The organism is Streptomyces sp. NPDC060209, from assembly GCF_042728155.1.
Classification (GTDB): domain Bacteria; phylum Actinomycetota; class Actinomycetes; order Streptomycetales; family Streptomycetaceae; genus Streptomyces.
Genome location: NZ_JBHWZS010000232.1, coordinates 1 through 13,834, shown reverse-complemented (window position 1 = coordinate 13,834; position 13,834 = coordinate 1). Strand labels below are relative to the sequence as shown.

The following is a 13,834-nucleotide window of genomic DNA, read 5'->3' as shown; positions in this document are numbered from 1 at the left end:
GTTCGTGGAAGGACGCCGCGTCAGGAGTCGCCGCGTCCGAGCTCCCAGAGCTGGAGGTCGGCCGAGGAGTTGACGGCCCACTCCACACCGGTCAGCCCGTCGAGCGAGGCGACGTACTGCTTGCCCTGCCAGATCGGGAGCAGGGGGACGTCGTTGGCAACGATGTCCTGGAGCTCCTCGAAGGCCGGGGTCGCGGCGCTGCGGTCGGCCTCGCGGCGGGACTGCGGGATGAGCGTGTCCTGTGCCATGGCCGACTCGTAGGGCGAGTTGAGGAAGTTGTTCTTGTCGAGGAACGGCGCGATGTAGGTGTCCGGGTCCGGGAAGTCGGGGAACCAGCCCATACCGAAGACCGCGTACTCGCCCTTCTTCTGGGCGGGGCGGTACTTGTCCCAGGGTGTGCCCTTGACGTCGACCTCGAACAGCTTCGAGTCGTTGAGCTGCTTCGCCAGGGTCTCGAACTCGGACTTGGTGGCGGGACCGTAGTGGTCGGTCGTGTAGTGCAGCGTGAACTTCACCGGGGTGCTGACGCCGGCCTTCTCCAGGGTCTCCGCGGCCCCGGCGACGCTCGGCTCGCCGTACTTGTTGAAGAACGAGTTGGTGTGGCTGGTGATGCCGGACGGGATCAGCGAGTAGAGCGGCTCGGCCGTGCTGCCGTACACCTTGTTCGCGATGGCCCCGCGGTCGATGATCTGCGCCATCGCCTGGCGTACGCCCTTGTTCTTCACCGAGGGGTCCTCGGTGTTGAACGCGAGGTAGCTGATGGCCAGGCCGGGCATCTCGGTGAGCTTGACGCCCTCCTTCGGCTTCGCCAGCATCTCCTGGGCCTGCTCGGGCGACATGGTGCGGGTCATCATGTCGATCTTCTGGTCGTCGAGCGCCTTCCCCATCGCAGTCGCGTCGGGGAAGAGGTCCAGTTCGACCTTCTCGTTGCTGATCTTCAGGTCGCCCTTGTACTTCGGGTTCTTGGTGAAGACCACCTTGACGACCTGGTCGTCCTTGACTTCCGGCTTCATCGTGTACGGGCCGGAACCGTCGACCTGGAAGCCCTCACGGGCGGTCTTCGCCGGGTACTTGTCCTTCGGGACGATGCCGGCCGGCGGCGTGGCGAGCTTGTACGGGAACGTCGCGTCGGACGTGCTCAGGTGGAAGACGACCTGGTTCTCGCCCTTGGTCTCGATCGTGTCGATGTTGTCGAGCAGACCGACCGGGCCGCTCTCGTCCTTGATGTCGATCACGCGCTGGATGGAGTACTTCACGTCCTCCGGGGTGACGGGCGTGCCGTCGGCGAAGGTGAGCCCGTCACGCAGCGTGCAGCGGTAGCTCTCGTTCTCCGTGTCGGTGAAGGCGCAGCTCTCGGCCGCCTCGGGCACCGGCTCGCCGCCGCCGCGCGGTATGTGGGTCAGGGTCTGCACGGTCTGGCGCAGCACGTTCCACACGCCCGCCTCGTAGCCGATGGCCGGGTCGAGCGGGGCCGGGTTGTCCTTCGAGGCGATGAACTGGTCCGTCGTGCCGACCACGATGGCATCGCCCCCGTCGTCCGACCCGCCACAGGCGGCGAGCACGGGTGCGAGCAGGCCCACTACGGCCGGCAGCACCAGCATCTTGCGGTTCATCTGGACGGTCTCCCTCATTCCGGCATGTGAGAAAACCGAGATTAGTAGGCGCCGCAGGGGGACTTGACCGGTGCGGATCAGCCGCGTATTCACTCGGTGATCGCCGATGACGGGTTGTCCATGTCACGCTCGGGAATGATTCGTACACGGCTTCATGAATACGGACGTTTGGGTTCCCGAAACGGACAATTCGACCGACCCCGGGAACCCCCGAACATTACGTCGAGTGACGAACATCACGCCCCCGCCGTGCCGTCCGCATTGACATGGACCTGATTTATGCGGTGTGCGAAAGCGGGGAACCAACAGATTTCACAGGGGCGTTGTTGTCGTCTGCCGACGAATCACCCTCGGTTCAGCAGCCGTCACTCGTCCGCGACCAGGCCGCGCAGAAACGCCAGATCCACCTGCTCCAGAGAGGACACGACCGCTCTCCCCGGCGCGGGGGCGATCGGCGCCACCGAGGGCACGGCGACGACGCGGCAGCCCGCCGCCTCGGCCGCGGCGACGCCCGTCGCGGTGTCCTCGACGACCGCGCAGCGCCAGGGATCCGCCCCGAAGCCCGCCGCCGCCGCGAGGTAGGGCTCGGGGTGGGGCTTGGTGCGGGTCACCTCGTCCCCCGCGACCGTGAGCGCGAAGTGGTGACGGCCCACCGAGTCCAGGACCCGGTCGATGATGCGCCGGTGCGAGGCGGAGACCAGGGCGGTGGGCACCTCGTGCGCGGCGAGTTCGGCGAGCAGCCGGGCGGCGCCCGGCATCAGCGGCACACCGCGCCCGATGCGCTTCTCGAAGCGGTCGTTGAGCAGCACGGTGAGTTCCTCGATGGCGATGTCGGCGCCGGTGACCTCGATGAGGTAGCCGGCGCTCCGCGTCATCGGCCCGCCGACGACCACCTCGCGCCAGGCGGTCTCCAGCCGGTGGCCGAGGTCGGCGAAGACCTCGACCTCCACGTCCCACCAGAAACCTTCGGTATCGACCAGCGTGCCGTCCATGTCGAGAAGGACCGCTTGCAGCGCCGACCCTTCGGCCGTACGGGTCAGGGACGCGGGGACCGTACTGGTCATCCGGCACACCTCCATGAGGGACGAGAAGGCCGGCCGCCTTCCCGTGGGAACGGCGACCGGCCTGCACTGGACCGACCATTCTACGACTCGGGCCCGCGCGGCGCGCGTAGTGGTGCGTTACCGCGCGTTGAACGGTGACCTACCGTGCGTTGAAGTACTTCGCCTCCGGGTGGTGGATGACGATCGCGTCCGTCGACTGCTCGGGGTGCAGCTGGAACTCCTCGGAGAGCTTCACCCCGATCCGCTCGGGCTCCAGGAGCTCGGCGATCTTCGCCCTGTCCTCCAGGTCGGGGCAGGCCCCGTAGCCCAGGGAGAAGCGCGCCCCGCGGTACTTCAGCGCGAACATGTCCTCGACGTCGGACGGGTCCTCGCCGGCGAAGCCGAGCTCGCTGCGGACCCGCGCGTGCCAGTACTCGGCGAGTGCCTCGGCAAGCTGCACGGACAGCCCGTGCAGCTCCAGGTAGTCGCGGTAGGAGTTCGACTCGAAGAGTTCGGCGGTGGCCCCGCCGATCCTCGAGCCGACCGTGACGACCTGGAGGCCGATCACGTCCGTCTCCCCCGACTCCTCGGGACGGAAGAAGTCCGCGAGGCAGAGACGGCGGCCGCGGCGCTGGCGCGGGAAGGTGAAGCGGGTGCGCTCCGAGCCGTCCTCGTGCAGCAGGATCAGGTCGTCGCCCTTGGAGACGCAGGGGAAGTAGCCGTAGACGACGGCGGCTTCCAGCAGGTTCTCGGTGTGGAGCTTGTCGAGCCAGCCGCGCAGGTGCGGCCGGCCCTCGCGCTCCACGAGCTCCTCGTACGTCGGTCCGTCACCGGCGCGGGCCTGCTTGAGGCCCCACTGGCCCTTGAAGAGGGCGCCCTCGTCCAGCCAGGAGGCGTACTCCTTGAGCTGGATGCCCTTGACGACGCGGGTCCCCCAGAACGGCGGCTCGGGGACCGGGTTGGTGACGGAGACGTCGGATCGCACGCCCTCCTCCGGCTCGACGACCTCCGCCACAGGGGTGTCCCGCTTGGGCACCCTGCGCTGCTTCAGTTCGGGGAGGGTGGCGCCGGGAACACCGCGCTTGACCGCGATGAGGGCATCCATCAGCCGCAGCCCCTCGAACGCGTCGCGGGCGTAGCGGACCTCGCCCTCGTAGATCTCGTGCAGGTCCTGCTCCACGTAGGCACGGGTCAGGGCCGCGCCACCGAGGATGACCGGGTAGTCCGCGGCCATCTTGCGCTGGTTCAGCTCCTCCAGGTTCTCCTTCATGATCACGGTGGACTTCACCAGGAGGCCCGACATGCCGATGACGTCGGCGCGGTGCTCCTGGGCGGCGTCCAGGATCGCGGAGACGGGCTGCTTGATGCCCAGGTTGACCACGTTGAAGCCGTTGTTGGACAGGATGATGTCGACGAGGTTCTTGCCGATGTCGTGGACGTCGCCACGGACCGTGGCCAGCACGATGGTGCCCTTGCCCTCGGCGTCGGTCTTCTCCATGTGCGGTTCGAGGTGGGCCACCGCGCTCTTCATGACCTCGGCGGACTGGAGCACGAAGGGCAGCTGCATCTGGCCGGAGCCGAAGAGCTCGCCCACGACCTTCATGCCCGCCAGGAGGGTGTCGTTGACGATTTCGAGCGCGGGCCTGGTCTGCAGCGCCTCGTCGAGGTCGGCCTCCAGACCGTTCTTCTCGCCGTCGATGATGCGGCGCTGGAGGCGCTCGTCCAGCGGCAGTGCGAGGAGCTCCTCGGCCTTGCCCTGCTTCATCGACTTCATGTTGACGCCCTCGAAGAGCTCCATGAGCCGCTGCAGGGGGTCGTAGCCCTCCTCCCGGCGGTCGTGGATGAGGTCGAGGGCGACCTTGACCTGCTCCTCCTCCAGCCGGGCGATCGGAAGGATCTTGGAGGCGTGCACGATCGCGGAGTCCAGGCCCGCCTTCACGCACTCGTCGAGGAAGACGGAGTTCAGGACGACGCGGGCGGCGGGGTTCAGGCCGAAGGAGATGTTGGACAGGCCGAGCGTGGTCTGCACGTCGGGGTGGCGCCGCTTCAGCTCGCGGATTGCGCCGATCGTGGCGATCCCGTCCTTGCGGGACTCCTCCTGGCCCGTACAGATGGTGAAGGTCAGGCAGTCGATGAGGATGTCCGACTCGTGGATGCCCCAGTTGGTGGTGAGGTCCTCGATGAGCCGCTCGGCGATGGCGACCTTGTGTTCGACGGTGCGGGCCTGGCCCTCCTCGTCGATGGTCAGCGCGATCAGCGCGGCACCGTGCTCGGCGGCGAGGCCGCTGACCTTGGCGAAGCGGGACTCGGGACCGTCGCCGTCCTCGTAGTTGACGGAGTTCAGCACGGCGCGGCCGCCCAGCTTCTCCAGACCGGCGCGCAGGACGGGCACCTCGGTGGAGTCGAGGACGATCGGCAGGGTGGATGCGGTGGCGAAGCGGCCTGCCAGCTCCTCCATGTCGGCGACGCCGTCGCGCCCCACGTAGTCGACGCAGAGGTCGAGCATGTGCGCGCCCTCGCGGATCTGGTCGCGGGCCATCTCCACGCAGTCGTCCCAGCGCGCGTCGAGCATGGCCTCACGGAACTTCTTGGATCCGTTGGCGTTCGTACGCTCGCCGATCGCGAGGTACGAGGTGTCCTGGCGGAACGGGATGGTCTGGTAGAGCGAGGCAGCGCCCGGCTCGGGACGCGGAGCGCGAGGGGTGAGCTCGGAACCGCGGACGCGTTCCACGAGCTGGCGCAGGTGCTCGGGGGTCGTACCGCAGCAGCCTCCGACGAGCGACAGCCCGTACTCCTGGACGAAGGTCTCCTGGGCGTCGGCCAGGCCCTCGGCGTCGAGCGGGAAGTGCGCGCCGTCCTTGGTGAGCACCGGCAGCCCGGCGTTCGGCATGCAGAGCAGCGGGATGCGGGAGTGGCGCGTGAGGTAGCGCAGGTGCTCGCTCATCTCCGCGGGGCCGGTCGAGCAGTTCAGGCCGATCATGTCGACACCGAGCGGTTCGAGCGCGGTCAGCGCGGCACCGATCTCGGACCCGAGCAGCATGGTGCCCGTCGTCTCGAAGGCCAGGGAGCACAGCACCAGGAGGTCGGTGCCCATGGCCTCCAGGGCGCGCCGTGCGCCGAGCACGGCGGCCTTGGTCTGCAGGAGGTCCTGCGTGGTCTCGATGATGAGCGCGTCGGCGCCGCCGGCGATCAGGCCCTCGGCGTTCTCCTGGAAGCCGTCGCGCAGGACCGTGTACGGGGCGTGGCCCAGTGTCGGCAGCTTGGTGCCGGGACCGATGGAACCGAGCACCCAGCGCTGCTGTCCGGTGGACGCGGTGAACCGGTCCGCGACCTCGCGGGCGATGCTCGCGCCGGCTTCGGAGAGCTCGTGGATCCTGCCGGGGATGTCGTACTCGCCGAGGGCGGAGGCGTTGGCTCCGAACGTGTTCGTCTCGACGCAGTCCACGCCGACCGCGAAGTACTCCTCGTGCACCGAGCGGACGATGTCGGGGCGGGTGACGTTCAGGATCTCGTTGCAGCCTTCGAGGTTCTCGAAGTCCTCAAGGGTGGGGTCCTGGGCCTGGAGCATGGTGCCCATGGCACCGTCGGCCACCACCACCCGGGTGGCGAGCGCCTCACGGAGCGCTGCGGCTCGGTTCCGGCTGTCAGCTGAGGGGGTCGGCAACGAGGCCATGGATGTTCTCCCTGGGATGCGACGGCTGTCGGCTTTGCGCCCTTCTGCGGAGGGGACACGCGGCCAGCGTAGCCGGGAGGCGCCCGGGCCGGTCGTCGCGTCCCACGGGGCGGACTGCATGCTGTGCGGTGAAACGAGCCCCTCGGGGGATGACGCATAATTTTCGCGCCACCGGACAGAGGTCGGCATCGACCGATAGTGTTCAGCATTGTCGAACCGAGGTGGAGGAGTACGGCGCGATGGCCAAGAACATCCAGTCGCTCGAGCGGGCAGCCGCGATGCTGCGTCTGCTGGCAGGCGGCGAGCGCCGGCTCGGCCTGTCCGACATCTCGTCGTCGCTGGGTCTGGCCAAAGGTACCGCGCACGGAATCCTGCGCACCCTCCAGCACGAGGGCTTCGTCGAGCAGGACCCCGCGTCCGGCCGTTACCAGCTCGGCGCCGAGCTGCTGCGCCTGGGCAACAGCTACCTCGATGTGCACGAGCTGCGGGCCCGCGCGCTGGTGTGGACCGACGACCTGGCCCGCTCCAGCGGTGAGAGCGTCCACCTGGGCGTGCTGCACCAGCACGGAGTCCTGATCGTCCACCACGTCTTCCGGCCCGACGACAGCCGTCAGGTGCTCGAGGTCGGCGCCATGCAGCCGCTGCACTCCACCGCTCTGGGCAAGGTCATCGCCGCCTACGACCCGGTCGCGCACAGCGAGGCCACCGAGGTGGAGCGGCGCTCCTTCACTCCGCGCACGGTCACGGGCGAGGAGGAGTTCGAGTCGCTGCTCGACCTGATCCGGGCGCAGGGCTGGGCGGCCGACGTGGAGGAGACCTGGGAGGGCGTGGCGGCGGTGGCCGCCCCCATCCACGACCGCCGCAGGATGCCGGTCGGCGCCGTGGCCGTGACGGGTGCCGTGGAGCGCGTCTGCGCGGGCGGCGAACTGCGGCCCGAGCTCGTCGCGGCCGTACGGGACTGCGCCCGCGCCGTCTCCCGGGATCTGGGCGCCGGACGCTTCTGAGCACGCCGCGGCGTCGGTAACGATCGAGTCGCGCGTCACACACCTCTTGACGCACCCCTCATCGGGGAGAAACATTGCCGTTCACCGGTCGGCATTGCCGAACGCTTAACGGCAATACGCGTTAGAGTGTGACAGTGCCGAGGGCCGGTCAAGCCCTACAGGTGATGTACCCGTGCTGAACGAGTACCCACCTTGGGTGCGATCCACCGGAGGGACCCGGTGTTTCGCCTTCCCCTGGACGAAGGACAAAGGAGTCACGGGTGTCCAGCTCCGACATCTTCATCGGCGAGACCATCGGTACCGCCGTTCTCGTACTGCTCGGCGGCGGTGTCTGTGCCGCCGTCACGCTCAAGCGCTCCAAGGCGCACAACGCCGGATGGCTGGCCATCACCTTCGGGTGGGGCTTCGCCGTACTGACCGGCGCCTACATAGCCTCCGGTGTGTCCGGCGCCCATCTCAATCCGGCGGTCACGATCGGCCTGGCGATCCAGGGTGGCACCGCGTGGAGCGATGTGCCCCTGTACCTCGTCTCCGAACTGTTCGGCGCGATGATCGGTGCCGTGCTCGTCTGGGCCGTCTACTACGGACAGTTCCACGCGCACCTCACCGATCCCGAGATCGTGAAGGACCAGCCGGCCGAAGAGGGCATGGTCGACCAGTCGGCGGCGCCGAAGGCCGGCCCCGTACTCGGCATCTTCACCACCGGCCCGGAGATCCGGAACGGGGTGCAGAACGTCGTCACGGAGATCATCGCCACGTTCGTACTCGTCCTGGCGATCCTCACCCAGGGCCTCAACGACGAGGGCAACGGCCTCGGCGCTCTCGGTGCCCTGATCACCGCGCTGGTGGTCGTCGGAATCGGTCTGTCGCTCGGTGGCCCGACCGGCTACGCGATCAACCCGGTGCGCGACCTCGGTCCGCGAATCGTGCACGCGTTGCTCCCGCTGCCGAACAAGGGCGGGTCGGACTGGGGCTACGCCTGGGTACCGGTGGTAGGACCGCTCATCGGGGCCGCGCTCGCAGGCGGGCTCTACAACCTCGCCTTCGCCTGAGCCACACCTGCACATCACACAGACTTCCGGGAGCCAACCGTGACCGACGCACACACCACCGGCCCGTTCATCGCGGCCATCGACCAGGGCACCACGTCCAGCCGCTGCATCGTCTTCGACAAGGACGGCCGGATCGTCTCGGTCGACCAGAAGGAGCACGAGCAGATCTTCCCCAAGCCCGGCTGGGTCGAGCACAACGCGACCGAGATCTGGGAGAACGTCCAGGAAGTCGTCGCGGGGGCGATCGTCAAGGCCGGCATCACCTCCGCCGACGTCAAGGCGATCGGCATCACCAACCAGCGCGAGACCACGCTGCTCTGGGACAAGAACACCGGTGAGCCCGTCCACAACGCCCTCGTCTGGCAGGACACCCGCACCGACGGGCTCTGCAAGGAGCTCGGCCGCAACGTCGGCCAGGACCGCTTCCGCCGCGAGACGGGTCTGCCGCTCGCGTCGTACTTCGCCGGCCCGAAGGTCCGCTGGCTGCTCGACAACGTCGAAGGGCTGCGCGAGCGCGCCGAGCGGGGCGACATCCTCTTCGGCACCATGGACTCCTGGGTCATCTGGAACCTGACCGGCGGCACCGACGGCGGCGTCCACGTCACCGACGTCACCAACGCCTCGCGCACCCTCCTGATGAACCTGCACAAGATGCAGTGGGACGACAAGATCGTCCAGTCGATGGAGATCCCGTCGGCAGTCCTGCCGGAGATCCGGTCCTCCGCCGAGGTGTACGGCACCGCCAAGGGCGGCGTCCTCGACGGCGTCCCGGTGGCCTCCGCGCTCGGCGACCAGCAGGCCGCGCTGTTCGGTCAGACCTGTTTCGCCCAGGGCGAGGCCAAGTCCACGTACGGCACCGGCACCTTCATGCTGATGAACACCGGCCATACCCCGGTGAACTCGTACAACGGGCTGCTGACGACCGTCGGCTACCAGATCGGCGACCAGAAGCCGGTGTACGCCCTCGAGGGGTCCATCGCCGTCACCGGTTCGCTGGTCCAGTGGATGCGCGACCAGATGGGCCTGATCAAGTCCGCGGCCGAGATCGAGACGCTCGCCTCCTCCGTCGAGGACAACGGCGGCGCGTACTTCGTGCCCGCGTTCTCCGGCCTGTTCGCCCCGTACTGGCGTCCCGACGCCCGCGGTGTGATCGCCGGACTCACCCGGTACGTCACCAAGGCGCACATCGCCCGTGCCGTGCTCGAGGCCACCGCCTGGCAGACCCGCGAGATCAGCGACGCCATGACCAAGGACTCCGGCGTCGAACTGACCGCGCTCAAGGTCGACGGCGGCATGACCTCCAACAACCTGCTGATGCAGACGCTCTCCGACTTCCTGGACGCGCCCGTGGTGCGCCCCATGGTCGCCGAGACCACCTGCCTCGGCGCCGCCTACGCCGCCGGCCTCGCCGTCGGCTTCTGGCCGGACACCGACGCGCTGCGCGCCAACTGGCGCCGCGCCGCCGAGTGGACACCCCGTTTGGACGCGGCCACCCGTGACCGCGAGTACAAGAGCTGGCTCAAGGCCGTCGAACGGACCATGGGCTGGATCGAGGACGAAGAGATCTGAGGAGCAATCGACATGACCACCCTGCAGAGCGTCCCCGCCCTCGGGACGCATCCGGCCTCCGGCTCCCTCCCGAGCCGCGCCGAGACCCGGGAGCAGCTTTCCAAGGCGACGTACGACCTCCTGGTGATCGGCGGCGGCATCCTGGGCATCTCCACCGCCTGGCATGCCGCGCAGTCCGGGCTGCGGGTGGCCCTGGTGGACGCCGGCGACTTCGCCGGCGCCACCTCCTCCGCCTCCTCCAAGCTGCTCCACGGCGGTCTGCGCTACCTCCAGACCGGCGCGGTGAAGCTGGTCGCGGAGAACCACTTCGAGCGGCGCGCGGTGTCCCGTCAGGTCGCCCCGCACCTGGCCAACCCGCTCACCTTCTACCTGCCCGTCTACAAGGGCGGGCCGCACGGCGCGGCCAAGCTCGGCGCGGGTGTCTTCGCCTACTCGGCGCTGTCCGCGTTCGGTGACGGCGTCGGTCATGTGATCAGCCCGGCCCGGGCGCAGCGCGATGTGCCCGAGCTGCGTACGGACAATCTGAAGGCCGTCGCGGTCTACGGCGACGACCAGATGAACGACGCCCGGATGGCGCTGATGACGGTCCGCGCGGCAGTGGACGCGGGGGCCGTCGTCCTCAACCACGCCGCGGTGACGGGGCTGCGGTTCACCAAGGGCCGGGTCACCGGCGCCGAGCTGGAGGACCGTCAGGACGGTACGGAGTTCGGCGTCGACGCCCGTCTCGTGCTGAACGCCACCGGCCCGTGGGTCGATCACCTGCGCAAGCTGGAGGACCCGAATTCGGCGCCTTCCATACGGCTGTCCAAGGGTGCGCACCTCGTGCTCAAGCGCACCCGCCCGTGGAAGGCCGCGCTGGCGACGCCGATCGACAAGTACCGGATCACGTTCGCCCTGCCGTGGGAGGACATGCTGCTGCTCGGTACGACCGACGAGGAGTACGAGGGTGACCCGGCCGATGTCGCGGTCACCGAGAAGGACACGGCGCAGATCCTCGACGAGGCGGCGTTCTCGGTCCGTGACCAGCAGCTGTCCCGGGACCTGATCACCTACTCCTTCGCGGGGCTCCGGGTACTGCCGGGCGGTCCCGGGAACACCTCGAAGGCCAAGCGCGAGACGGTCGTGACCGAGGGCCGCGGCGGGATGCTGTCGGTCGCGGGCGGCAAGTGGACGACGTTCCGCCACATCGGCCGCACGGTGATGAACAAGCTGGCCGAACTGCCCGGACACCCCCTCGCCGAGGACATGGAGCCGATGGCCCGGCTGCCGAAGAAGGTACCGCTGCCCGGTATCGCCAACCCGAACGCGGTCGCGCACCGGCTGCTGGTCGACGGCGGTACGCCGGGACCGCGGATGTCCGCCGACACGGCACGGCACCTCGCGACCCACTACGGCTCGCTCTCCTTCGACATCGCGCGGCTGGCGAACGAGAACCCGGCGCTGGCCGAGCGCATCCACCCCGACGCCCCGGAGATCTGGGCTCAGGTGGTGTACGCGCGTGACCGCGAGTGGGCCGAGACGGCGGACGACGTGCTGCGCCGCCGGACGACGCTGACGATCCGGGGCCTGGCGACGGACGACGTCCGGGCCAAGGTCGAGGACGTGCTGGCCGACGGCCGCTGACGGCGGCGGCACGCGGCAACAGGGGCGGTCTCCCGGTCGGGAGGCCGCCCCTGCGGCGTTGCGCCCGTCCGGCGTGCCATGCAGCCGCCATACGGGTGCAATGTGACGCGGGGACAGTGGAGAGATGTCCGAACCACAGGGATTCCATCTGTCAGTGGCACTGAACGGCGCCGGTTCGCATCCGGCCGCGCCCGCCAGGCCCTTCACGCCCGAGGGGTACGCCCGGCTGGTGCGCGGCGCCGAGGCCGGACTGCTCGACTTCATCACGGTGGAGGACGGCCCCGGGCGGCTCGACTCAGCCCTGCTGCTCGCCCTGGCTGCGCAGGTCACCGACCGGATCGGGCTCGTCCCGCTGGGGCCCACGACGGGTGACCCCACCGCCTGGGCCACACGGATCTCGACGCTCGACCATCTGAGTGCGGGGCGGGCGGGAGTGCGGCCCCGGGCAGCGACGAGCGACTCCGAGCGCGCCCGGCTGGCACGGATCTTCGGCACTCCCGAGGGCGACCGGCGGGTGGCCGAACTCTTCGCCGAGGCAGGCGAGTTCCTGACCGAGGCCACCGGGGCGTGGGGCGCCTCCGTGTCCTCCCCGCAGGGCAGGCCGCCGCTGGCCCTGCTCGCGCACGCCACGGTCCCCTACCGGCTGGCGGCCGCGCACGGCGACGTTGTCTTCGTTACTCCCGCGGACACCGCCGCGCTGGTCGCCATACGCGAGGAGGTCGAGTCACTGCGGGAGGAGGCGGGCCGGCCGGCCGGCGCGCTGCGTGTCTTCGCCGACATCGATGTCGTGCTGGGCGACAGCCAGGAGGCGGCCGACGCACGCCGTGCCGGTCTGGAGGAGGCCGCCGGCGCTCCGTTCACCTCGGACGCCGCCGTCTTCTCCGGCACGCCGGACGGTCTGGCGGACCTTCTGGAGGAGTGGTTCCGCGAGGGCGGCGCCGACGGCTTCCGGCTGCGCCCCGCGGTGCTCCCCGACGACCTGGACGCGATCGTCGCCGGGCTGGTGCCCGTCCTTCAGCGGCGCGGGCTCTTCCGCACCGCGTATTCCGCCCGGACCCTCCGCGGCCACCTCGGCCTCGCCGCCGCCTGACACCTGCCGCGAAAGAAGGAAGGCCTCCCTTGAAGTTCTCCGTACTCTCCCTCATCGGCCACGCCCCGCACCCGCTGACGGGCGAACTCCCCTCGGCCGCCACACGGTTCCACGAGGTGATCGAGACCGGTGCGGCGGCGGAGCGGCTCGGCTTCGACGCGTATGCGATCGGGGAACGGCATGCCGGGCCGTTCCTCTCGTCGAGCCCGGGCGTGGTCCTGGGCGCGCTGGCCGCCAGGACCTCCACCATCCGGCTGCTGACCGGGGTCACGGTCGTCGCGATCCTCGATCCGGTGCGGGTGGCGGAGGAGTTCGCGACCCTCGACCAGATCGCGCGGGGCAGGATCGAGCTCGTCGTGGGGAAGGGCGCGGAGGCCGGTCACTTCAGCCTGTTCGGGCTGGACGAGGAGCGGCAGTGGGACCTGCAGAAGGAGAAGTACGAGCTGCTGCGGCGGCTGTGGAGCGAGGAAGGGGTCGACTGGGAGGGCGAGTTCCGTCCCGCACTGAAGAACGTGACGACCGTGCCCCGCCCGTACGCCGGCCCCCCGCGTGTCTGGCACGGCTCGGCGACCAGCCTCAACTCCCCCGACCTGGCGGCCGAGCACGGCGACCCGCTCTTCACCGCCAATGCCGTTCAGCCCCGCGAGGCCTATGCGCGGCTGATCGCCCACTACCGCGAGCGGTTCGAGGCGTACGGTCATGATCCGGCGGACGCGCGGGTGGCGGCGGGGTCCGGCGGCCTGCTGATCGCGGACACCACGCGGAAGGCCGTCGAACGCTACAAGGAGCTGTACGCGGCCAAGGTCGCCCAGTCCTTCAAACCGCATCTGGAGGGCAGGGCCGGTTACAACACGCCCTTCCGCACGATCGAGGACGCGATAGCCGACGGTCCCCAGCTCATCGGCTCCCCGCAGCAGATCATCGACAAGATCCTCGGCTTCCACGCGGTGTACGGGCACGATCTGCAGTCGATCACCGTGGACGGATTCGGCCTGTCGCACGGCGAGCAGCTGGAGACGCTGCAGCGGTTCGCCGAGGAGATCGCCCCGGTCGTACGGCGTGAGGCGCCCTCCACGCTCTGGGACTGACCCGGGTCGCGGTCGGAACCGGGGCGGCGCGTGTCCCGGCCGCCCGGCGCGTACGCCGCGGGCCGCAGGGGCCGTCGCC

Annotated in this window: 9 protein-coding genes; 6 read left to right on the top strand and 3 right to left on the bottom strand. The window is 69.5% G+C overall.

Annotation, left to right across the window (positions count from 1 at the left end):
* Positions 1-20 precede the first annotated feature (20 nt).
* From ACFWFI_RS31905 to metH, 3 genes are all read right to left on the bottom strand, one after another.
* Complete coding sequence (locus ACFWFI_RS31905; protein ID WP_387396952.1) at positions 21-1,613, bottom strand: ABC transporter substrate-binding protein; 1,593 nt, start codon at positions 1,611-1,613, stop codon at positions 21-23.
* A 365-nt stretch (positions 1,614-1,978) separates the two neighbouring features.
* Positions 1,979-2,677 carry an HAD family hydrolase gene (locus ACFWFI_RS31900; RefSeq protein ID WP_387396949.1) on the bottom strand — a complete coding sequence of 233 codons (699 nt, stop codon included), beginning with the start codon at positions 2,675-2,677 and terminating at the stop codon, positions 1,979-1,981.
* A 139-nt stretch (positions 2,678-2,816) separates the two neighbouring features.
* Positions 2,817-6,329: a methionine synthase gene (gene metH, locus ACFWFI_RS31895; protein WP_387396947.1), complete on the bottom strand. Its 3,513-nt coding sequence runs from the start codon at positions 6,327-6,329 to the stop codon at positions 2,817-2,819.
* 239 nt (positions 6,330-6,568) lie between these two features.
* On the opposite strand from metH, the gene ACFWFI_RS31890 reads away from it, so the two are divergent.
* From ACFWFI_RS31890 to ACFWFI_RS31865, 6 genes are all read left to right on the top strand, one after another.
* Positions 6,569-7,333: an IclR family transcriptional regulator gene (locus tag ACFWFI_RS31890; RefSeq protein WP_387396944.1), complete on the top strand. Its 765-nt coding sequence runs from the start codon at positions 6,569-6,571 to the stop codon at positions 7,331-7,333.
* Positions 7,334-7,593: 260 nt separating this feature from the next.
* On the top strand, positions 7,594-8,385 hold the full coding sequence (locus tag ACFWFI_RS31885) for an MIP/aquaporin family protein (protein ID WP_387396942.1): 792 nt from the start codon (positions 7,594-7,596) through the stop codon (positions 8,383-8,385).
* Between the two features lie 39 nt (positions 8,386-8,424).
* Positions 8,425-9,954 carry a glycerol kinase GlpK gene (gene glpK / locus ACFWFI_RS31880; RefSeq protein WP_387396939.1) on the top strand — a complete coding sequence of 510 codons (1,530 nt, stop codon included), beginning with the start codon at positions 8,425-8,427 and terminating at the stop codon, positions 9,952-9,954.
* Between the two features lie 12 nt (positions 9,955-9,966).
* A complete protein-coding gene (locus ACFWFI_RS31875) occupies positions 9,967-11,577 on the top strand; it encodes a glycerol-3-phosphate dehydrogenase/oxidase (RefSeq protein WP_387396936.1) in 1,611 nt (536 codons plus the stop codon).
* A gap of 124 nt (positions 11,578-11,701) precedes the next feature.
* Positions 11,702-12,667: an LLM class flavin-dependent oxidoreductase gene (locus tag ACFWFI_RS31870; RefSeq protein ID WP_387396933.1), complete on the top strand. Its 966-nt coding sequence runs from the start codon at positions 11,702-11,704 to the stop codon at positions 12,665-12,667.
* A 29-nt stretch (positions 12,668-12,696) separates the two neighbouring features.
* Positions 12,697-13,755: an LLM class flavin-dependent oxidoreductase gene (locus ACFWFI_RS31865; RefSeq protein ID WP_387396930.1), complete on the top strand. Its 1,059-nt coding sequence runs from the start codon at positions 12,697-12,699 to the stop codon at positions 13,753-13,755.
* Positions 13,756-13,834: the final 79 nt, after the last annotated feature.

Excerpts from the sequence above, each read along its gene's own strand:
- ACFWFI_RS31905 (WP_387396952.1), bottom strand. The coding sequence starts at position 1,613 with ATGAACCGCAAGATGCTGGTGCTGCCGGCCGTAGTGGGCCTGCTCGCA.
- ACFWFI_RS31900 (WP_387396949.1), bottom strand. The coding sequence starts at position 2,677 with ATGACCAGTACGGTCCCCGCGTCCCTGACCCGTACGGCCGAAGGGTCG.
- metH (WP_387396947.1), bottom strand. The coding sequence starts at position 6,329 with ATGGCCTCGTTGCCGACCCCCTCAGCTGACAGCCGGAACCGAGCCGCA.
- ACFWFI_RS31890 (WP_387396944.1), top strand. The coding sequence starts at position 6,569 with ATGGCCAAGAACATCCAGTCGCTCGAGCGGGCAGCCGCGATGCTGCGT.
- ACFWFI_RS31875 (WP_387396936.1), top strand. The coding sequence starts at position 9,967 with ATGACCACCCTGCAGAGCGTCCCCGCCCTCGGGACGCATCCGGCCTCC.
- ACFWFI_RS31870 (WP_387396933.1), top strand. The coding sequence starts at position 11,702 with ATGTCCGAACCACAGGGATTCCATCTGTCAGTGGCACTGAACGGCGCC.